This is a genomic window from Butyricicoccus intestinisimiae (assembly GCF_018918345.1).
GTDB lineage: Bacteria > Bacillota > Clostridia > Oscillospirales > Butyricicoccaceae > Butyricicoccus_A > Butyricicoccus_A intestinisimiae.
Window position 1 is genome coordinate 572307 of the sequence record NZ_JAHLQI010000002.1, and the last position, 22053, is coordinate 594359.

Sequence of the window (22053 nt, forward strand, 5' to 3'; positions counted from 1 at the left end):
GAAAAGTCTAACTGGGTATTTTCCCACAGAAAGGGTGCAACGCAATGGAAACCAAGCCAAATGAGGCTCGTCCGGCTGTCACGCCGCAGGCGGCGCAGTCCGGTCCCGGATATGTCCTGAATTACAATCTGCTGGCACTGGCAATGGGCTTTGTCCCAGATCAGGTTTGGCAGAATATTTATCAAGAGGACGTCGCATTGGCGCGCGGCACAATCTTTGCGGATCTTGACAAGCCATTTATCGGAGAGGAGGCTGTTTCCTGTGACTGAAAAGCAAAAAGCAATGCGCGATGTACAGGAGCACGGATTTGCCGCCGTAGACGCCTCTCTGTATTTAGACAGCCATCCGGATGATGAGTCAGCTGTACAATATTTCCGCAATGTCTGCAAAAAACAGCAGCAGGCACAAGAGGTATACCAAAAGCATTTTGGACCGCTCAAACACCAAGATGCAGGCAGCACCGGCCGATGGAATTGGGCGGATGATCCGTGGCCTTGGGAGGAGGTATAAATTATGTGGGCATACGAAAAAAATCTCATGTATCCGGTGCGCATTGCCAACCCCGATCCAGCAATGGCCAAACTCATTATCACGCAGCTCGGCGGTCCGGATGGCGAGCTGGGCGCGGCGATGCGCTATCTGACCCAGCGGTTCGCGCAGCCATATGCGCAGGGCAAAGCAGTTTTGACTGACATTGGCACAGAAGAACTTGCGCACTGCGAAATGATCGGCGCAATCGTCTATCAGCTCACCCGCTGTCTGACACCGGAGCAAATCAAGCAAAGCGGATTTGACGCATATTTTGTTGACCACACCAATGGTATTTATCCGCAGGCAGCAAGCGGCACGCCGTTTTCTGCGGCAACCTTGCAATCCACCGGTGATGCGATTGCCGATTTGTTTGAAGATATGGCGGCCGAGCAAAAAGCACGCCTGACGTATGACAATCTGCTGCGTCTGATTGACGATCCCGATGTGAGAGATCCCATTAAGTTTCTGCGCGAACGTGAAATCGTGCATTTCCAGCGCTTCGGTGAAGCTCTGCGCGATGTACAGGAAAACCTCGATGCCAAAAACTATTATGCATATAATCCTTCGTTTGATGCAGGCTGCGTCAAACGGCTTAAAAAGCGCTGAACATGCAAAAACGAGCTGTCTCATGCTGGGACAGCTCGTTTCTGTTCATTTATTTTCTGCGATTACTTGTGATTGAATGCATCACGAACGGACATTGCGTACTGTACATTGGTTACGCCCTTTACATAAGAACGTGCGAGCTTTTGGAAGAAATGCATAGTTGTTACCTCTTTTTTTATAATAAATATATTGGTTTACTTGTTATCCATGTAATGACCAAAGGTCTGCGTCACAGAATTTGCATACTGTGCATGCATGACACCCTTAATATAAGACTGTGCAAGCTTCCGAAAAAAGCTGCATGATTTTTCTTTTCTCATAACCGAAACGCTGCCGGTCTGCATTTGCTTTATCATGTTGCATTCCCCTCTTCCTGCGATTATCATACTGCAAACAGCGGCAATTTGTCTATTTCTATTTTATATAATTTTGCATGGTCTTTCTCTCCACTTCTTGTACACATTCCCGTCATCGTTCACAAAAACAGTTATTCCGAATTATGCACACTATGCAGGAGTTTTTCTTGAATTTTGCCGCATTTCTGGAATTATTTGCCGTATCTCTGGTATGTTTTTCGATTTATGACCGTTATTTACAAAAAGTACTGGATATATACAAAAGGCAGATGTACAACTTGTACATCTGCCAAAATCCGGTTTATTTTTTTAATCGCGGTAACCGTTCGGGTTGTTCTTCTGCCAATTCCAAGAATCGCGGCACATCTCCAGAATACCGTTCTGCGCTTTCCAGCCCAATTCCTTCTCTGCCTTGGTCGGGTCAGAATAGCAGGTGGCAATATCACCCGCGCGGCGCGGCTTGATGGAATACGGAATCGTCAGGTTATTTGCCTTTTCGAATGCATGGACAACGTCCAAAACCGAATAGCCCTGACCGGTTCCCAAATTATAAATCGCCATACCGCATTTCTTTTCAATTGCAGCCAATGCCTTGACATGGCCATCTGCCAAGTCTACGACATGAATGTAATCCCGCACACCGGTTCCGTCCGGTGTATCATAATCGTCGCCAAAGACGCCCAGCTCCGGACGCTTGCCAACAGCTACCTGCGTGATATACGGCATCAAATTGTTCGGAATGCCGTTGGGGTCTTCACCAATTTTTCCGGACGGATGCGCACCAATTGGATTGAAGTATCGAAGCAGAACCACATTCCATTCCGGATCTGCCTTCTGCATATCCATCATGATCTGTTCAATCATGCTCTTGGTCTGGCCGTACGGATTGGTGCACTGTCCCTTCGGGCATTCCTCTGTAATCGGAATCACTGCCGGATTGCCGTAAACCGTCGCAGAGGACGAGAAAATAATATTTTTGCAGCCATGCTTGCGCATCACATCCAGCAGAACAAGCGTACCGGAGATATTGTTTTCATAATATTCCAATGGTTTCTCTACCGATTCACCGACTGCCTTGAGTCCTGCAAAATGAATGCAGCAATCAAATGCGTGGTTTTCCATCACCTTGGTCAGGCCTTCTCGGTCACGGATGTCTACCTGATAGAATGGAACCGGTTTGCCGGTGATTTCAGTTACACGCTGCAAGGATTTTTCCGAAGCATTGCTCAGATTGTCCACAACAACGACATCATGTCCCGCTTTTTGCAGTTCAATGACTGTGTGGCTGCCAATATATCCGGCACCGCCGGTAATCAAAATATTCATTGTACATTCTCCTTTTTTAAGCAATTCGCTTGACATCTTTATTATACTGCCAGATTGCTTTTCGTACAATGCCTTTTTTCGGTCGCAGCATTTGGTGCACACAATGTATTATTTTTTTAAAATGCCATATTGCTGTAAAAGTGCCGTCCGTTTTTGTCCAATCTGAATGCTCTGGACAGCTGTATGACTCTCTTTGCGATAGTGCAACAGCCGATCTCCCCACGCAAGCGGCAGCAAAAATGGTTTTTTCTGTAAATACGAATATCTTCCCTGCAAATCTTTTGCCTTCGGAAAAATAGTTCGTAAAATTTGCATTTTTTTCTGTTTTCCTTGTTTTTGTGCCGCAACCGCGTGCAGCGTCATCGTACTGCTGTGCTTTCGGCTTCCGCTCGCTCCGCCATAAATGCCGGAATCGAGCAGGTCTTCCAGCATAGCTGTTTCATCCAGCTGCATGTTCTTCCAGCACGTCGGCAGACAAGCTGTTTTATAATCCAAGGTCAAATACTCTTGTCCAATGCGAAACAGCGCCGCAGCAAAGATATCTGCATGAATATGCTGGCACTGCACGACAAGTTTACCCCACTGAATTTGTGCACCGTATGCATTGGCATACAGCACGATATCACAGACTTGCCGAATGCCAAATCCGCTGTGCATAAAATGCTTGAGCGCATGGCAAAGCAAGTAAAACAGATGATCCGTGTGCTGCATACTGCGCAGCAGCACGCCATCCACAAAGATTTCCACAGGCTGTGCATGAATCTGTGTAAAATAGTAATTCCAATCGCCATATGCATCGGAATCCGGAGAAAATAGCTGCTGATGTAGTTCAAGATATAACGGACTGTTTGTTTTTTGATACGACACTTCAAATTGTGTCTGCAAATCTGTCCGCTCAGCTGTTGGTTTCATACCATATTTTAGAAGAAACGCGTGACACGCCGCAAATTGTTCCGGCGCAACAAACAGATCTTCATCCGCAGACACGCGTTCATCCGGATTGGGATATAATTGCCGGCATAAAATGCCTTTGACAACGCACGGCGTGATACCATGCTCACGCAGTGCTGCATATAGGTGCAGAAATTCCGTTGTCTTTTGCGTTTGCACCAGCACTTGCTGCATGGTCTGCCGCTTCCACGCCCGCATCAGTTCCGGCACCCGCTTTGCCGCAGGGCAATGATATACCGCCTCATAGATCATCGGTCCCACCTTGTGCTGCTGGGCAAGCTGAAACAGCGCCCGCCAGTCGGCTGGGGAAACCGATTCCCACGACACGGTTTGATTGTTTAACGCCGCACGAAGGGCGGAGAGAAAGTAAGTTTGAAAAGTTTGCATTGTTTCTTTTGTTCCATTACTTGTTTTTTATATTCTGATGGCAAATTAGCCATGAAATGAATTCTCTTACCGCTCCTTGTCCGCCGCACATCTTGCAAACATAATCTACATTGTTCTTCACTTTCTCTACAGCATCAGCGGGACATCCCGATATCCCGCTATATTGAATGCATTCCAGATCATTCAAGTCATCTCCTATATATGCTATATTTTCTGCATGCACTTGATGTTTATCAGCAATTTCTTTTAATTTTTTCAACTTATTTCCCACACCTTGGTGAAGTTCTGCAATATGCAGTTCTTCCGCCCTTCTTTCAACAATTGCTGATTCTCTCCCTGTTATAATAGCGGGAATAATGGAATGCTCAGGAAGTATCTGCGCGATCGCATAGCCATCTTTTACATGAAATGCTTTCATCAATTCCCCTGTATCCCCTATATAAATTGCTCCATCAGTCAATGTTCCATCTACATCCATCACAAGTAGCTGTATCATCCAATAATCCCCGCTTTATAAATATCTTGCATTAAAATAGAACCAACGACACAATCCGAACTATCTAAAACTGGCATTCCAGTAATGCGAAAGTCACTCATTTTCTGTAATGCATTAACAGCCATATCCCGGCTGTTAATATACTTTGGCAATTTCGTCATGACATTGTCTACCATTTCTCGATAGACATCCACACCGTGTTCCAGCATGCGCCGAAGATCTCCATCCGTAATGATTCCTTTTAGCTTATTTTCTTGGTCAACAATTGTGACCATGCTCAGCCCTTTGCTGCTCATCTCTACAATTGCACTGCGCAAGGTGCTTCCCTGCTGGACAACGGCATTTTCATCGCCAGTATGCATAACATTCTCAACCTTAACCAACAGCTTTTTACCCAGTGCACCAGCCGGATGATGAAGCGCAAAATCATTTTTTGTATAATTACGCAATTTGGATGCCACCACTGCAATAGCATCTCCCAATACTAACAGTGCAGTAGTACTGCTAGTCGGAGCAAGGTGCATATAACATGCTTCTTCAAAATGTGGAAAATAAAAATGATATTGACATTCTTTCGCAAGAGTAGATCTTGAATTTCCAGTTATCGCCACAGTAATGCACTGAATTTCATGAAGTGTTGGAAGCAGACGAACAATCTCATCGCTTTCTCCACTATTGCTCATGAGAAGCACCACATCATTTTTTGCAACCATTCCCAGATCACCGTGCATCGCTTCTCCAGGATGCATAAAGAATGATGGTGTACCCAAACTTGCCAATGATGCAGCAATCTTTGCACCAATATGACCTGATTTTCCCATGCCACTGACAATCACTTTTCCAGTACAGTTTACTACAAGCTGCACAATGGTTTCAAAATCTTTCCCAAGACTCTTTTGGGTTTTCTGTAAGGCGGTAATTTCTGTATCAAATACCCATTGCGCTTCTTTTACAATGTCCATGTTATATCTCCGCATGCACTGCACGGTACACCAGTTTAAGCTTTTTCAGCAAGGTTTCCATTTCGTCCAACGGCACCATATTGGGACCGTCTGACTTTGCATGATCCGGATTCGGATGTGTTTCCATAAACAGCCCATCTACTCCAACTGCCACTGCCGCTTTCGCCAAATACTCTACATACTCTCGATTTCCACCGGTACTTGTTCCATTTCCACCCGGCTTTTGTACACTATGCGTTGCATCAAAAATCACAGGAACACCAAATTCTTTCATAACACGCAGTCCCGTCATATCTACAACCAATGTATTGTACCCAAAGCTCGTTCCTCGTTCGCACAACATAACATTTTGATTGCCCGATTGACGTACTTTTTCAAGGCAGTTTTTCATATCCCACGGCGCAAGAAATTGTGCTTTCTTAATGTTTACACACTTTCCCGTCTTTGCTGCAGCCACCAGTAAATCAGTCTGCCGGCATAAAAACGCGGGAATCTGCAATATGTCAGCGACGTCTGCCACCGGTTCCGCCTGCCACGGCTCATGAATATCTGTGCAGATTGGCAAACCGACTGTCGTTTTCACTTTTTTTAAAATACGCAGTCCTTCTTCTAATCCGGGGCCACGAAATCCATCAATAGACGTCCGGTTTGCCTTATCAAAGGAGGCTTTAAATGTATAGGGAATCCCTAAATGCTCGGTTATATTCTTCATCTGTTGTGCAATAGAAAGCACTTGTTCTTCCGATTCGATTACACAAGGACCTGCAATTAATTGAAACATGATTTTCTCTCCTTATGCCAAGCCATTTTCGAGCATATACCGTTCCACCTGCACACGATCTTTGGGTGTATCCACGGAAAGCGTCTTACAATGTGCATTGATATAATAACAATCCTTTCGATTTTCGATAAATCGGAAAGAGTCATTCTCTTCGATCTTCTCTACCGGTCCGCGAGGCGTGTCATGATAATATTCTAATGCTTTCTGGGTAAATGCTCCTACTCCTACAAACTTTTGGTATGCGTAGTTCATTTCTCCTTTGGGAAATGGAATCGGCGCACGAGAGATAAACAGGCAAATTCCATCTTTATTCGTGACAATTTTCAAATTTGTCGGATCAACAACCTCTACAGGATTAGAAAAGTCGGTCATCAAGTTAGACACATAGAAACCGTCTGTCGGAATGGTTTCTGGAATACATTTGACAATATCCTTTGCCAATACCAGCGGTTCGTCACCATTGACCATAACATAGAGATCCGCTTCAATCTTATGTGAAACTTCATACAGCCGTTCTGTTGCTGTTTCGCAATCTGAAGAAGTCATAATAACTTCTGCGCCAAATCCTTCTGCCACACGCCGAATTTTCTCATTGTCAGTAGCAACATAAACTTCCTCAAAGAGTTCTACTTCTTTCGAATGCTTCCACACCCAATACAGCATGGGCTTTCCGCAAATTTGCGCCAGTGGCTTCATGTGAAAGCGAGACGAGCCGCCCCGCGCTGGGATCATTCCGATGATTTTCATTGCATGTTCCTCCTACTAGATGATTTTTATTTTTTATGCCAAATATCGACTATTCTTTCAAACATCCAATAAAGTAAATAACTTTTTGTTTTTAATATTTTAATGACAATTGAGTTCTCATTTTTTCCAGAAGCATGCTTCAAACAAAATTGAAATTCTTTGCTGGACAGCACCCGCTGATTATAGAATATTTTTTTAATCCATGGAGCAGAGTTTCTCTCATCAAAAACGTTAGAAAATAAATGCAAAAACTGATATAACCAACTATCACAGTACGCAACGAGATTTTCTTCTCCAATAAATGAAATTCGTCCATAAAAAGGGAGCATATGCATTGCAAGCCAGTCTGGTTCATATGTATGCATGATACTTTCAGCTCTTTGAACATACGCATATAATTTTTGTGGTAAATATATGCAGTTATCACAATATTTTAGGTATTTCAGATTAAAGTCCACATCTTCAAAAATGTTCTCCGTCTCACAGAAACACAACTGATACTTTTTTATTTTCTCAGCAACATAAATTTTATTCCAAACGTATGCCGATAACCCCATCAAATATACTTGATAATAGTCTGTTTTTGAGGCTCTTAAAACACCTTCTTCTTGAAATTTGTATAACTCTTCAGAATCATCAATTCTGATTAAATCACAAACTATTGATGAATTCGGATTCTTTTTTATTTGCTCATACAAGCACATACACCATTGTGGACTAACATAGTCATCGCTATCACAAAAGAGAAAATACTTCCCTTGTGCAACCGCTATTCCAGCATTTCTTGCTGAAGAGATTCCGCCATTCTTTTTATGAACAACTCTGATACGGCCATCTTTTTTTGCATATTCATCACAGATGACAGGACAGTTATCAGGGCTTCCGTCATCTACAAGAATCAATTCAAAGTCTTTGAATGTCTGTGCAAGAATACTGTCCACACACCGCCGGAGATATGGCTCTACTTTATAAACGGGAACAATAACGCTAATTTCCTTCATATTTCTTGTCCTCTCTGTTTTTCTCAAAAAAGTAATATTAGATTTTTTTCATAGTTATTCATTGTGAATCTCCAGTTTAAAATGCAATACACAACTACGTAGAGCATAATCCCTATAAGTAAAACTTGAATTTTATAAAAATCAATAAATTTAGAAATAAGCAATGTAACTGTACACATCAATACCGGTATTCTATAAACACACGCTATTTGTTTCCAGAAACGTACCATATTTAGGTTTGATTTTTTATGATAATACCAGTTCATCGCAAATCCCTGACCAAGTATCAAGGCTACTCCTGTCATGAAAGCAGCTCCAACTATTCCCATATGCTGCATCAGGAACCAAGTTCCCACAACATTTACAATTGCAATTCCAAGATAAACCAAGGAGCGAAACCGATGTTTATTCTGTGCTACAATAACATTTAGACAAACACTTTGCACAAGTGGTATCATATTAGGGATCATCATTAAGATTGCAATCCAATATGCTTCCATGTAATTATTTCCAGCTAAAAACATGATGAACGGTCTACCAAAGGCTACAAAACCGGAAACAATCAGTGCCATAATATAGCCTTGGATCCGTCCAACTTGAATAGCCAAGTCCGTCAGTTCTTTATCGGATGCTCCTAAAAATACTAAACGATTTGTTTTAGGCGCCAACAGATTCGATATACCTGTGGTCAATCCAAACATCATACCGTTAAACATCCCACCAACGTTATACACTGCTACTCCCGTTGTTGCCAGCGCCGGAACCATACCAATCATCACGGTATCTGTCGCGTTATAAAGCTGACCCACTACATTTGCAACAAAGATCCAAAAAGAAAATCCAAGTATTTCTTTCATCTTATTTGTAGGTAAATTCTTCATTCTGGGTTTCATCTGCATTTTGTGCCGAACATAAATTTGATATGCTATGCGTGTTAAAATAGATGCTCCCATTGCCGCAATGGTCATACCTACAGATCCCATTCCCATAAACAATGCCACCAAATTTAAACACGGAACACCACAAGTCTGAATGATATTGATATACTGCAAAAAGACAAATTTTTCATGTGCATTTACTACAGATAAATACGGTGACTGCGAAAAATTCAGTGCCATATTTATGACCATCATAAATACCAGCAGCTGCATCCTACTCAACTCCACAGCAGTCAAAGACTTCGCATACCATAGAGGCAAACCCATCGTTAGCAGTGTACCCACAATCAGCGTTGCGACAGCAATTCCATTGAAAATCACATCAAAGAGTCCAAACATTCGCTCTTCGGCTTCTTTTCCTTCTTCTTCCCGAGACTTAATAAGATACCGAGTAATCGCCGAACCAAGCCCCATGGAAATAAGCGAAAGATAGCTTGTCACACTGCTCGCCAGTTTATATAAACCATATTCGCTCTGTCCCAATAGCGAAAGCATAATTGGAGTATAAAAAATCGGAATAAAATTTCCCAAAATCATGTTCACATAATACAGAACAATTCCAATTTTCAATTGACTTTTTTCCTGTGCCATTTATATATGTATCCTTTATTCTAAAAGAGAATCAAATCCAATCCGCGGAAAAACCTCCAGTTTACCGCCGCGAGTCGCATTATACACCACAATATTCCGAGCATCGCAATGGCGCTTCATCGCAAGATACGTCAGCGTGCTGCGCTCTGTATTGGGAATATATAATCTATCCTTATCTTCATTGTATTTATCCGTAAAATAGTCTTTTACGGAGTTGTCCACTACAATTTCACCCTTGTTGTTCTGACTGATGTGAAACTGATGATCCACTCCAATAAGAAAAATCTTTTGAAAGCCCATGTAAGCCGCAAGCTGCGCCGCTGTATACATACAGGTGCTGGAATTATACATACACTGCGAAATATTGTCAGAAAATCTAAACTGCCGCGGATCTTCTGTTTGCTGAGCGACAATATTGAAATAGATTGCATTGTCGATTGTAATATTATTCCACCATTTAAGCTGAATAGGAATAAATTTTTCTGCTCCCTGCAATTTGCTTACAATATCCGCACAGCCGGCCAGCATCTTTTCATCCTGTGAAATATAGAATGTCGGTCTCCATGGCGTCTTGTCAAAAATATTATAGATGCGGTTAAATGCAAAAGTAACTTCGCCGGCTTTGTGCAATTTTGTCAGATCTTCTGCCCGTAAACTCGGTCCGTTTCCGATCAGAAAACAACGTTTTCCTGCATACTTTCCTTTGTAAGCTGTCAACCGTTTGTCGTATTTGGTTTTGTCAAAGTGCGCCTGCTGGTACGGGATTATGTATCGCGCCTGCAAGCTGGCACACATGCGCGTTATTATATTCATATAATTAACATCCTTTTATATCATTTCTTATAATTTTTTCCAAACAGTGTTTTGCACGACATAGTTTATCAGCAAGCAATACATTGCGAAAGTTTCCAGAACTATACGCCAACCAGTAGAGCGGATGTATCGGGCAAGTTCGCATAGATAGCACTTCTTTAAATTCATCACTCCGCATAAAAGAAGTATTCCATGCAATATTTTTGCAACGTTTTTGGTCAACATTTCGCATCGTATTGTCCAAGACTCTTTCATACATGTAGAACTTGCCATTATAAAACTTCTGCATCTGTTCCGAATCTAGATCCCATTTATGAAGATATTTTATGCACACTTCATTTAACTTTCTATATATTTCCAAGAGATTATCTCGATACATAGAATCTAAGCTATTATTATTACCGCGCACATAGTTATATAGCGGTTTTGTTATAACTGCAATTTGGTCATTAGGTGAAGAATCCAAATAAGTAAGATTAAAGAGCCAATCCTCTCCGAGCGAAAAATCCTCAGAAAACTGAAGCTCAGCATTCTGAATAATCTCTCTCTTATATAACTTATTCCACGGTCCTGTATCAAGCCATAGTTCATGCAGTGTCATATATTCCCGTCTCGTATAGTACAAAATCGGTTCTATTGTTGTCAGATTAGGAACAGCATTCTCTTTTTGATATCCTGTTACTGTTTGAAAGCAGCACCAAATATGACCGCAACTTGAATTTGATCTTGCTGTTTGGATAAGAGTCTCCAGATAATCCGGCTCAAGGTAATCATCACTATCGCAAAAAGCAATGTATTCTCCAGAAGATTTATCAATCCCTGCATTTCGCGCCGACGATACACCACCATTTTTCTTGTGAATTACTCTAATACGAGAATCCTTTTTCGCATATGCATCACACAGCATATCGCTCTTATCTGTAGACCCATCATCTGCAAGAATCAATTCAAAATCGGCATAGGTTTGTCGCAAAATAGAATTGATACAATAATTTAAAGAATTTCTGCAATTGTAAACTGGAACGATAATTGAAATCATTTATCCACCTCGTTCTTTAAATGATCTTATACATATCCCTCTGTAAATTCTAACTTTCTGCGCATTTCCCGACGCTCTTTCTCCGAGGCATTTGCCCATTCATCCCAACGATACTTATCAAAATAAGGTTTTGTTTTAAGATTTCTCAGATGCTTTTCCTGAAACTCACTAAAAGAACATACAAACTTTGCAGGGCTACCTGCATAGACACTGTTAGACGGTATATCATGTGTTACTACAGATCCTGCGCCAATAATTACGTTGTCTCCGATTCTGGTATTGCAAAGAACAATGCTATCTGCCCCGATAAAAACATTGTTTCCTATTTTAACAATACCTATTTTAGTATGAGCTCCTACTTTCACAGTGCTCGCATCATGCGCAAGGATTCTCACGTTGCTCGACAATGTCACATCATTGCCAACCGAGATCAGCCATGGCCAATTCGCATCTATAGGATAGCCACTGTTATATGAGAAATTCTTTCCAGCGGTAAACCCATGAGCAAAACAATAATCCATTGTAGCTTTCTCAGGAGATGTCTCCCCCCCGAGGACAAATCTCTTTATTATGTCTTTGAATATCACTCTTCTAATCTCCTTATTATAGTCCTATACGCAGTGTGTTTCGAATCTTACATGTCTTTAACAGGTTTGTATTTGACATAGCAAGCCATACAGTTTCTTTCAAATTTCCGGTGCAGCTTGGCAGCGGCATCCTTGCTAAATTTTTTTCTAAGTACGCTATCACACGCTTCGCTGATTCACCGTCCAGATTTCGCAGCGCCATCTGTCCCTGATAAATACAAGTAAACCATAAATCTTTTGCGCTAAGATTTTCCAGCGCAGGAAAGTTTTCTTTGATATATGCATGCCGCTGTACCTTTGCTTCAATAGCATCCAGTCGTTTTAGCGAATATTCTTCCCCCATAATGCTGCCATTGCGCTGAAGATAATAATATCCAATATGATCCGAAATTGATATTTTATTTGCTCTATCAACAGCTTGATAGCTCCAAAAAACATCTTCGTGGTATTTTCCTACCGGAAATAGAATATCCTTTATCAAATTTGTTTTATAAAGTTTATACCAAACAGGTTGTTTAAGCCACGATTCTTCTATAATAGCTTGCATGGCTTCCTCTTTACTTAAAACATGATTGCCCATGCGGGTTAATATACGGGGCGGTGTTTCATCTTCCCACACCATCTGCACTCCACAAGCCGCGATATCGCTATGGTCTTCTACCATGCGCTGATAAAGGTGCTTGTACATATCAGGATCAATCCAATCATCGCTATCAACAAATGTCATTAGCTCTCCAGTTGCAACAGCCATACCTGTATTGCGTGCATCTGACAATCCACCATTTTCTTTATGAATTACCCGAATTCTTGCATCTTTTTCCGCCCATGCGTCACACATTTGCGGACACTGATCCGGCGAACCGTCATCGACCAAAATAATCTCTAGATTTGTATAAGTCTGGTTTACGATAGAAGATATGCACTTGTCAAGATATGGTTCAACCTTATAAACAGGGATGATGATGCTGATCTTCATAGCACTCATGGAATTCATTTTGTTGCCTCTAAAATGCTTTTGACAATCTTAGCTGGCTCAAAGTCATCCAGTGACACATTTTGAACAGAACCGATGTCTCCGGATTCTATCTGCCGAATTGCGCGGGTGATATCTTCCACAGTATTTTGGCAGAAAATATATCGATTAAACTTGCCAAAATAGTCTTTCAGCATAGCCTGCTCATCATCTGTGCCATCAAGGATAAATAGAATTGTTTTGTCCGTTGCAGAATACTGATATATCTTGCCCGGTATTTGGCCGCCCTGCCGATTGCAGAGAAACACAAGAACATTGGTGTTGTCCTCAATTGGTTTTAATTCTGCTAAAGGAAGGCGCGGATGGATGTGAATCTTATCTGTCGAATGGAAAAGGTTACTTGGGTTTCCACAGATATTGACCTCGACTCTTGCCTTGTCTGCCGCTGTATAAAATGGTTCTAAATCTCTTGCCGCTGGCGCATAGTCACCAAAGTAGCCGTAGATATTTCGCCCAGAGGTTTTATGTACAGGTGTAGCGTCCTTGTAGTATGCGGGCAGTGGCATCCAAAACATCTTTTCCGCCGACTCAGGAAATAGCCTCTGCTGATTATTCAGAGTTAAAGGGCTGACATAACAAATTCTTTCTGCAAAGGACAACAGTCGTTTTTCTTCGTTAAAAATATCTGTCTTTCCGTTAAATCCGTAAGCATCCGAATACCATGGATCTTCCCATATTTGAATCCAATGTGTAGCTTTGATATGCCCCGTTTTCAGGAGATTATAAGTAAGGAGGTGGCTCGTAACGGGCGTAGAAATTGAGATAACATAATCATATGCGACATCAGACCGAAATCTTTGCGCTCTGCGAACAAAAGTAGCATATATTCCATGGACGCCATAGCAAGTCAATACAGCAGACTTTAATCGCTGCATGATCCCGCCATTCGCCTCGGAATCTTGGACGCTTCTTATCTCCGTCTTAACGAATTTGGAAATTCTCTCTCTTTTTTTTAGTGAAATTCTTTCATAAAAGGAAGTGCCATAAATTGTATAATGTTTGACACCCGCAGGAATCGCCATGGCTGGATCTGTTTTATAGTCCCTTCCGTCTGCGCTCAAGAGACTCACTTCATGACCAGCATCTAACAATCCACAGATATAAGCAAGATGGCAAAGGTTGGCAGACGTATTTGTTTGGATGCAATCGCCGTTTATCACAAGAATTTTCATCTCTCAGCCTCTCTAATATCAATTATATTTTTTAAAAGCATTGCAGATTTTGTGGAAATTCTATCGCAGAACGTCCAAACCACGTGGTTATTCTCCAGCTTTCCAAGTATCTTACGCCGCAATGCATCAATTGCTATACAAACTATAAAAATTACAACCACACACATCAACTGCAACAGCGGAAAACATGTATACTCCATATACTGAGGTAAATTAAGCGTTTCCCATAACCAAGGAGATACATCTGCATGAGCATGAATTAGATAAACTCCAAGCGTAAGAGGTGCGACAGCACATATTATTTTTTTCATGTAGCTATTCTCTATACGTATGTTCAAAAATGCAGCAAATAAGGCGAATGTCATCAAATAAACCGGCACTGAGTCGTATCGATACCAATTGCTTATAATACATTGAAAAATATCTATCCCCGCCGCCCTAGCACCAATCTGACTTGCCGACATGATGAGCGGTATACAAACAAACACCGCTACTAACACTGCGGGTTTATTCTTGGGAGTATAATACAATCTTAACCATGACGACAAAAGATATAGCACCACAAACCAAGCGATTCCCCAGCCACCGCCAGAATTCATACCCATAAAAGAAGGATAAATTGATATGCTCAAGCTAAATAGAACAAATAGACAAATATTCATCAATGTGTGTTCTTTCTTATTCATCGCCCAAACAAGCTTATTCAAAAATGGAAATAGTAAATACAATCCCACATAAATTGTAACAAACCAATACCGTCCAGTTAGCACGGGCACAAAACAACTTAAAAGAGAAACAATTGAAAACGCATGCCGACCCATTATCATAAACAGTACTCTCAGTACAAAGGAATAAAAAACGACCTGCATCCACAACGCAACCAGCTTATGAACATGAAACTTGGAGTTTAACAAATAATAGCCACTCAGCATAATATAACAGTTGACGCATACCTGACACAATGCATAAGTAAAGCGTACGTAGGCATATATCCCTCCTCCACACACATCCGCTTGCTCCAGAACGCCGCTATGGTCAATAGAGTGAAGAAAAATGATAAGCAGCATGGATATGATACGCAACAAGTCAAGGTTGGCATCCCGCTTATTTGATATACTCATCTTTTAAAAACCTTTCTCAATTTGTAGTATGCAGGGGCTAATATTTCCTTTGCGCGAATCAACAGCATTTTGGAACGTGCTGTTTCCGAAATCTGGCTTCCGATAACATCATTTACAATAGCAACCATTTCTGCTGCCAGAGCATAATATACCGGCTTTACATAGTGATTAAAATGGTCATAAAAACTGTTCTGATCTATTATGTACTTATTAACATCTATCAAACGCACATTGGGCTGATTTTCTGCCCATTTTCGGATCGCAGCATTAACCTGTTTATGAACAATATGTCGATCCCTATAAGCCTCAAATGTATTTTTTTCATAACAAAGTTCACCGCCAAGCATAATAACAAGAACACAACTCTCAGACAAATTACTGCGGATATACGTTAAATTTTCAACGATCTGTTGAGGAGTATTTCTTCCGATAAATTCATATTGAGCAGCAAATTTTTTTAAAATATCATCCGTAAAATGAAAATTTGCAGTCGGATATTGTCCAGCTATCAGATTCGACCAATTAGATGGATCTGTAATGGGATGAATATACTCCAGAAAAGCCAGTCGTTCACCGGTTTCCTTTCGACGATAAACGCCTAAATTACAGTCTGAAAGAATACTTAGAAACACGATCTTGTAAGGAAACTTGTAAATATTATCGTTGTACATATCGATACTGGCAAATGGAACTTCTTGGACTACTAGTTGTTTTTGTGCTTCTGTTAAACGCAAAGCCTCTACAACATGAGTAGTATGACCGGTAGATTCAACCACCAATCCTGTATTCGTAACATATGTAAATTCTGTATCAAATAGTTCCGTATCAGCAACATACGGATATATCTGAAATAAGTCGCATGGCCCTTTCACCAAGACTGAATGCTTTGAAAGGTTGTCAATCTTCATTTTTTTTGAGGTTTTATTGACCTTATTCTGATTAATCCATCCAGGAATCTCTCTGTTGGACAGATCACTGATTACCTCCCCAACGACCGTCAATTCCGGCCTGCCAAGTTTATTATAGATGTACTGTTCAACTCCCATTCCCAAGGTACGGCAGGAAAAAACAAAGTGAAGTAATTGATTTGACTTTATCGCATAAAACCCAACAATTCCATAGTCACCGAAACGATCTTTAACGGATACATAGCCACATTTCGTATCTGAGTCAGAGCACAGAGACATCAATTGTGCCTCTGTGCTCCTGATCTTCGTAAAATTAAGCTGATTAGATCGGATAATCAAATCATGGATACGTTCAAGATTTGATGCACAGTCGGTAGAAACTGTAACACAGATATTACTTTGATATAGAAATTCCTCATTGGATGTGAATATTTCCCGCGCTTTGCGCTTTTCTTCAAGAACACGATACTGCTGAAGCCGTTTATGCGAGTAATCCTTTTTATTTACCTTTTGAACGTCTGTTATTAAATCAGGAATAATCTCCGGAGTTCCTGTCATTATTTCAGGACATGAAAATGATGCTTCTCCAAGATTTGATAGACTATCATCCAAGAACAAAACATTGCTTGGGCGGAGTTTCATATCAGAAATTAACTGTTTGATTCTCTCGCCCTTTGGAAGCCAGTTTATAGATGGGAAAACAAAATAATCCGTTAGATCTTGTTCTTTTAAATAATTCATTATTTGAGACTCATCGTTTTTACTGCAAATCGAATTGACAATTCCAATGTCTGTTAAATCCTTGATTAACTCTCTATTTTTATTTGGAATTGTTACATCTCCTTCAGAAAATGTACCCTTCCAAAAAGTCTCATCTAAGTCCCAAATCACTAGCTTTAGTTTGTCAAATTGATACATGGTACTACCTCACAGTTCTAGCACTCCTCGACTGACATAAATTGTCTCTTTTCAAAAATGGGCGAATATCAAAATTTCCATCTGCCTCATTAAACCATTTTACAAAATCAAAATATTTCTCGTATTCATAATGTCCATCCAGATATGATTTACGAAGAATATTTCCAATCTCACCATCACCCTCATATTTAGGAATTTGTAAAACATACGGAATATCGGGGTATGCATGTGCTGTAAATACAACCAGTCCCCGAGCATGTATATTCCCAAGCTGCACAATGTTCTCTTTTGTCAATCCGTCTCGTTCCTCTAAAAAAACAAACATATTGTTTATGTCAATTCTCTTTGAGCGCTCATACCATGCGTGTGCTGCTGCTTTCTCGCTTTGATAGTGTGTAAAATGGACTGTTATATCTCCCAAATGTGCGCAGGGGAACTTATATTCCGGATGTTCAAAAAAATACAGTTCCCGACTTAGATAATCATCCATATGCAAAACAAACTTCAAAAAATCAGTTTGATACATCATTAGATTGACTGTTGGCGATCTAAACTGCAACCCCAAATCATGAAAAAGTAATCCACCAATACAATTTGGACAAAAAAACGTCGGCGTTTTATTTGTAAGTTTATTGCGCATATTTGTCCTCCGCTGAATTACAAGCGGGTTATTTTCGGACAGAAAACGTTTAATCAACTGCTTTGTATTCAAATCATTGACCTCCTAAAGAAATTAACATTACCTCTACCACACGAACTGTTTTTTCCGTACTAAACATCTTTCCCCGTTCCTCGGCTTTCTTTTTGTAATGTTTTAAGAGTTCCGGAGCGTCCAGCAGTTTTTTAATTCCCTGATAGAGCGCTTCTTCATTATTTTCTACTACCAATCCATACTCATTATTTTCACCCAGCATTTCCTTCATGCCGGATACTTCGACAGTGCAAACCGGTGTTCCAACAATCAACGCTTCCGTTGCAGCGGTGGAGAATCCTTCAGCATAGCTTGCGCATACAAACAAATCACACTTTGCGACATATTTGTAAGGGTTTGTCTGGTAGCCGAGCAGGGTAACAGCTCCTTGCAGGTTATTTGTTTGAATATAGCGTTCCATTTCCGGCTGAAGCGGGCCAATACCTAGAATATAGAGATGTACAGGATAGTTTTTATCCTGCAGGCGCTTAATGATGGACAGCAGCCGCATATATCCCTTGGACTCCTTCAACGTTCCGACTGCCATAAGCCGTATTTTTCCGTCATTCATCAGTTCCGATACAGCATCATTTGCTTTAGCCAATATTTTCTCGGACTCCACCGTATTGTATAGTACACGGCATGGTTTCTGAAAATTAAGAATACGGCAGAAGTCATCATAGACATACTGTGAGACGCACACAGTCTGGTCAAAGCGATTATAGCACTCACGTGCCTCTCTTTGATTACGGAATGAACCTGCCAGACGCTCTATTGTGTGCTGTTCCACATGAATCCAAGATACGAGTTTGGTGGTTGCGCCCTGACAACCACTAATAATACGTGCAGACGGACCTTCCAGATAGGAGACCTCAATATCGTAATGCTCCTTCACGCACATTCGGTGCAGCTGCGTTGGTGTCAGCAGCTTCATTAGCTTGCTGTTACCCGGCACTTCTTTTGGGAACACTGCGCGAAAGTGGATGTCTGGCGCAAGGAACTGCTCGTTCACACCGCCGCCAAAAAGTACTGTCACAGAAATATCAAATTTCGACCGATCCATGTTGTTGACTAAGTTAACTAATACCTTTTCAGCGCCACCCTGACCAAGGTCGTGGATGAGAAATAATACTTTTTTCATAGTTGGTTTCAAACGATCACCTACTTAATAGGCTACTACACTTGACGATCATTTTCCAGATTACAAATACATGCGCGCAACTCCATACAGCACACCTTACATGGACTCCATATGTTTCTCTGTCATGACAGAGCAGAGAAGATGCAGCATAAATTATCCTTTTGGCTTCTTTTACAAAATCGCTATATATTTCTTCCTCTCCGAATAAGTAAACACGCCAAAGTGCACCATGTGCCGTATAAGCAGCACGTGCTTGCAGATAATTATGAAGAGTCTTACTAATGCCTTCCGCATTTTGCGCAATATAAGCCCAGAGTTTAGCATTTGCCACACCATTAGCAGATGAACTTTTTTTCTTTCTGTAAACACCAGTTATGCTCCCATCATGCAGTCTGTAGAAATACAAGCCCTCCATCACAACTACCATCTTATTACTCGACTTTATATAGTCATAATTAAATCGTAAATCCTCGCACATTAGACATTCTTTTTTGAACAGCTCTGTAATTCTATCTGATTTATAGAGCTTATTCCATACGTAGGGGCCAGTCCACGTTATACTACGAATAGATGGTGCACATGTCAGTACCGAAAGCTGCTCCTCGAATGTTTGAAGTACTGCGCTATTGCATAATTTTGAACTTTGATTTAAAGAAATGTCTTCAAGTTTGTTTCTGTATTCACATGCAGCAATATCGGCATCTTTACTTTCTATTGCTGCAACCATTTTTGCATAAAACTCCGGGGCAATTTGATCATCTGCGTCTACAAAGCTTATGTAATCTCCAGAAGCCGCACCGATTCCCGCATTACGCGCAGCTACAAGCCCAGAATTACGCTGGTGGATAACAACAATTCTGCTGTCACTCGCCGCAAATTTGTCGCAAATCGCAGCAGATGAATCCGTTGAGCCATCATCAATCAATATAATCTGCAAGTTGCGATATGTATTGTTGATTATACTGTCGATGCACGATTCCAAATAGCATGCAGCATTATAAATCGGCACTATTACACTTACCATCTTCATGCAATCCTCCAAAAGTGCAGTTACCACTTACGCTCGCTTTTCTTATGAAATTTCATATACAACCGTCCTGGCATAATCCCCTTAATAAAATGCTTCAAAAAATCAATGACGACGTATCCATACATATACCATGGAAACTGAAACAGCTTAAAACCAACATAGGTCACATATACTCCATTCATACGAGATTTTAGACTTCTACGGTTTGCAGCGGCATGATCATCCCGCATCTTGTAAAGCGGCTCATCCAAATTATAACCGACATATCCCTTAGCGTAGAGCTTATACCAAAGGTTTACATCTTCAAAGCGGAGCATTTGTCTATTTTCCGTATACCCATCTACTGCTAAATACGCTTTTCTTCGTATCATACAGGGCGCGTGGCAATGAACTGGGCTATGCTTGATAAAGTCGCGTTTTGTAGGCTTTTCAATGGCATAGCTTCGCCCCCAATCACCACTTTCATCAAAAAAGATCATCGGAGTACTGACAATGGCATATTCAGGATGTGCATCTAAAAATGCAACTTCTTTTTCAAGTCGGGTCGGAAGAGAAACATCATCTCCGTCCATCCGTGCTACATACTCGCCGGTAGCAACTTGCAGGCAACGATTAAGTGTGTGATTCAGCCCCATATTTTCTTCATTTTTAAGAAGAATGATTTTGTCGGGCAACCTTTCCCGATATGCCTTTGCCACAACATATGTGCCATCCTTTGAACCGTCATCACACAAAATAAGCTGCCAATCTGAATAAGTCTGCGCGAAAATAGAGTCAATGGCCTCTGGTAGTGTCGTGGCACAGTTATAAACGCCCATAATAATTGAAACTTTTACCATAATACACTCCCTTAGTTAGCCAACCGTGGCCGCAGATAATTCATAATTTGCAGCAGTACCGCCAGCAAAAATGTCCAACGCTTCTTACATAGCAAAAAAAATAGCTTCCATTTTGCATCGCAATATGAGGTATCAAACTGTAAAAACGCCTCTCTGTATAATGGCTTATCCAATATCTCTTTAAGATGTCGTGACTTTTTATGCATACTCTCTGAACTGCCAATTTCATTCAATCCAAGACCAATCATGCCACAAGCAACGCGGTTCAGAAAAGGCGTACGATATTCATCCTTCCGACCAGAGCCATCTATATACTCCTGCATGACGTCATACATAACATCCCATTTTTCCGCGAGATCCGGTTTGTGCTGTGTCGTAATAGACTGCGCATTAGACTTGCGGTAATGATAAAAACATTTGTTGATGTAGCTAACCTTGCACCCGTCAAGTGCATAGAGATTAAAAATTGTGTCTTCAGATGTGCCAACAATTCGTTCGCTGATAATTTTTCCTTTTCTCGCAATATCAGACCTGTATAACTTCATACAAACAGAAGAAAGGCTATCGATCTGTTGAGGGTTCCTTAATTCATTACCTATCAATCCAACAACTCTACGATGAATCTTTTCTTCTGAAGCAGGTAGTTCATAAGAAAAGTTAAAATCAAAGAGGGGAGATGATATACTCTTTTGTGGATATTCCCGCACATAGCCAAACATAACACAATCAGCATTGTCTATAAGTGCAATACTCAAACAGTCTGATACTGTGTTTGGTTCAAGCCAATCATCACTATCTACAACTACGATATAATTACCATTGGCGTTTTGAATTCCTGTCTCCCTAGCAGAAGATAGCCCACCGTTTTCTTTATGAATTACTCGAACGCGCTTATCCTTGGACGCGTAAGCATTGCAAAGTTGCGGACATTCATCCGGACTTCCATCATCCACCAAAATTATTTCTACGTTTCTGTAGGTCTGCGACAGAAGACTTTCTACGCACTGTTTGAGATATTTTTCTGCATTATACACGGGAACAATGATTGACACTTTTATGGATTGAGCATCTATTTCTTGCATGTTACA

At 41.0% G+C, this 22053-nt stretch carries 24 protein-coding genes; 3 read left to right on the forward strand and 21 right to left on the reverse strand.

What is annotated here, in order from left to right; all coding sequences use genetic code 11:
* Positions 1-44: 44 nt before the first annotated feature.
* Genes KQI75_RS06190 through KQI75_RS06200 form a run of 3 tightly spaced genes read left to right on the forward strand, consistent with a single transcriptional unit; the run spans position 45 to position 1137 of the window.
* Positions 45-269 carry a spore coat associated protein CotJA gene (locus tag KQI75_RS06190; RefSeq protein ID WP_216469850.1) on the forward strand — a complete coding sequence of 75 codons (225 nt, stop codon included), beginning with the start codon at positions 45-47 and terminating at the stop codon, positions 267-269.
* A complete protein-coding gene (locus tag KQI75_RS06195; RefSeq protein WP_216469851.1) occupies positions 262-510 on the forward strand; it encodes a spore coat protein CotJB in 249 nt (82 codons plus the stop codon). Before KQI75_RS06190 ends, KQI75_RS06195 begins: the two co-directional genes overlap by 8 nt.
* A 3-nt stretch (positions 511-513) precedes the next feature.
* Positions 514-1137: a manganese catalase family protein gene (locus KQI75_RS06200; protein ID WP_216469852.1), complete on the forward strand. Its 624-nt coding sequence runs from the start codon at positions 514-516 to the stop codon at positions 1135-1137.
* Between the two features lie 194 nt (positions 1138-1331).
* Here KQI75_RS06200 and KQI75_RS06205 read toward each other — a convergent pair whose 3' ends face one another.
* From KQI75_RS06205 to KQI75_RS06305, 21 genes are all read right to left on the reverse strand, one after another.
* Complete coding sequence (locus tag KQI75_RS06205; protein ID WP_216469853.1) at positions 1332-1493, reverse strand: hypothetical protein; 162 nt, start codon at positions 1491-1493, stop codon at positions 1332-1334.
* A gap of 309 nt (positions 1494-1802) precedes the next feature.
* On the reverse strand, positions 1803-2819 hold the full coding sequence (gene galE / locus KQI75_RS06210) for a UDP-glucose 4-epimerase GalE (RefSeq protein ID WP_216469854.1): 1017 nt from the start codon (positions 2817-2819) through the stop codon (positions 1803-1805).
* 108 nt (positions 2820-2927) lie between these two features.
* Positions 2928-4157 carry a nucleotidyltransferase domain-containing protein gene (locus KQI75_RS06215; protein ID WP_216469855.1) on the reverse strand — a complete coding sequence of 410 codons (1230 nt, stop codon included), beginning with the start codon at positions 4155-4157 and terminating at the stop codon, positions 2928-2930.
* Between the two features lie 16 nt (positions 4158-4173).
* On the reverse strand, positions 4174-4653 hold the full coding sequence (locus tag KQI75_RS06220) for a KdsC family phosphatase (protein ID WP_216469856.1): 480 nt from the start codon (positions 4651-4653) through the stop codon (positions 4174-4176).
* A complete protein-coding gene (locus KQI75_RS06225; protein WP_216469857.1) occupies positions 4650-5615 on the reverse strand; it encodes a KpsF/GutQ family sugar-phosphate isomerase in 966 nt (321 codons plus the stop codon). Before KQI75_RS06225 ends, KQI75_RS06220 begins: the two co-directional genes overlap by 4 nt.
* Before the next feature lies 1 nt (position 5616).
* Positions 5617-6396, reverse strand: coding sequence for a 3-deoxy-8-phosphooctulonate synthase (kdsA, locus tag KQI75_RS06230; protein WP_216469858.1), 780 nt, complete (start codon positions 6394-6396; stop codon positions 5617-5619).
* A gap of 12 nt (positions 6397-6408) precedes the next feature.
* A complete protein-coding gene (locus KQI75_RS06235) occupies positions 6409-7143 on the reverse strand; it encodes a 3-deoxy-manno-octulosonate cytidylyltransferase (RefSeq protein ID WP_216469859.1) in 735 nt (244 codons plus the stop codon).
* 26 nt (positions 7144-7169) lie between these two features.
* Positions 7170-8144: a glycosyltransferase family 2 protein gene (locus KQI75_RS06240; protein ID WP_216469860.1), complete on the reverse strand. Its 975-nt coding sequence runs from the start codon at positions 8142-8144 to the stop codon at positions 7170-7172.
* A 23-nt stretch (positions 8145-8167) separates the two neighbouring features.
* A complete protein-coding gene (locus KQI75_RS06245; protein ID WP_216469861.1) occupies positions 8168-9673 on the reverse strand; it encodes an oligosaccharide flippase family protein in 1506 nt (501 codons plus the stop codon).
* A gap of 15 nt (positions 9674-9688) precedes the next feature.
* Positions 9689-10456, reverse strand: a complete 768-nt coding sequence (locus tag KQI75_RS06250) for a 6-hydroxymethylpterin diphosphokinase MptE-like protein (RefSeq protein ID WP_216469862.1) — start codon at positions 10454-10456, stop codon at positions 9689-9691.
* A 34-nt stretch (positions 10457-10490) separates the two neighbouring features.
* Positions 10491-11525, reverse strand: coding sequence for a glycosyltransferase family 2 protein (locus KQI75_RS06255; RefSeq protein ID WP_216469863.1), 1035 nt, complete (start codon positions 11523-11525; stop codon positions 10491-10493).
* Between the two features lie 26 nt (positions 11526-11551).
* Positions 11552-12112 carry an acyltransferase gene (locus tag KQI75_RS06260; RefSeq protein ID WP_216469864.1) on the reverse strand — a complete coding sequence of 187 codons (561 nt, stop codon included), beginning with the start codon at positions 12110-12112 and terminating at the stop codon, positions 11552-11554.
* 16 nt (positions 12113-12128) lie between these two features.
* Entirely contained in the window at positions 12129-13106 is a 978-nt protein-coding gene (locus KQI75_RS06265) for a glycosyltransferase (RefSeq protein WP_216469865.1), read from the reverse strand.
* Positions 13103-14317, reverse strand: a complete 1215-nt coding sequence (locus KQI75_RS06270) for a glycosyltransferase family protein (protein WP_216469866.1) — start codon at positions 14315-14317, stop codon at positions 13103-13105. Before KQI75_RS06270 ends, KQI75_RS06265 begins: the two co-directional genes overlap by 4 nt.
* Complete coding sequence (locus KQI75_RS06275; RefSeq protein ID WP_216469867.1) at positions 14314-15438, reverse strand: acyltransferase; 1125 nt, start codon at positions 15436-15438, stop codon at positions 14314-14316. Before KQI75_RS06275 ends, KQI75_RS06270 begins: the two co-directional genes overlap by 4 nt.
* A complete protein-coding gene (locus KQI75_RS06280) occupies positions 15435-17264 on the reverse strand; it encodes a hypothetical protein (protein WP_216469868.1) in 1830 nt (609 codons plus the stop codon). The genes KQI75_RS06275 and KQI75_RS06280 overlap by 4 nt, the downstream gene beginning before the upstream one ends.
* 4 nt (positions 17265-17268) lie before the next feature.
* Positions 17269-17976, reverse strand: coding sequence for a DUF1919 domain-containing protein (locus KQI75_RS06285; RefSeq protein ID WP_216469869.1), 708 nt, complete (start codon positions 17974-17976; stop codon positions 17269-17271).
* A gap of 1 nt (position 17977) precedes the next feature.
* A complete protein-coding gene (locus KQI75_RS06290) occupies positions 17978-19108 on the reverse strand; it encodes a glycosyltransferase (RefSeq protein ID WP_246566418.1) in 1131 nt (376 codons plus the stop codon).
* 4 nt (positions 19109-19112) lie between these two features.
* Positions 19113-20126, reverse strand: coding sequence for a glycosyltransferase family 2 protein (locus KQI75_RS06295; protein ID WP_216469870.1), 1014 nt, complete (start codon positions 20124-20126; stop codon positions 19113-19115).
* A 20-nt stretch (positions 20127-20146) separates the two neighbouring features.
* Positions 20147-20965 (reverse strand): glycosyltransferase family 2 protein, encoded by an 819-nt coding sequence (locus tag KQI75_RS06300; protein WP_246566419.1) that lies wholly within the window; start codon positions 20963-20965, stop codon positions 20147-20149.
* Positions 20966-20976: 11 nt separating this feature from the next.
* A complete protein-coding gene (locus tag KQI75_RS06305; RefSeq protein ID WP_216469871.1) occupies positions 20977-22047 on the reverse strand; it encodes a glycosyltransferase family 2 protein in 1071 nt (356 codons plus the stop codon).
* Positions 22048-22053 lie beyond the last annotated feature (6 nt).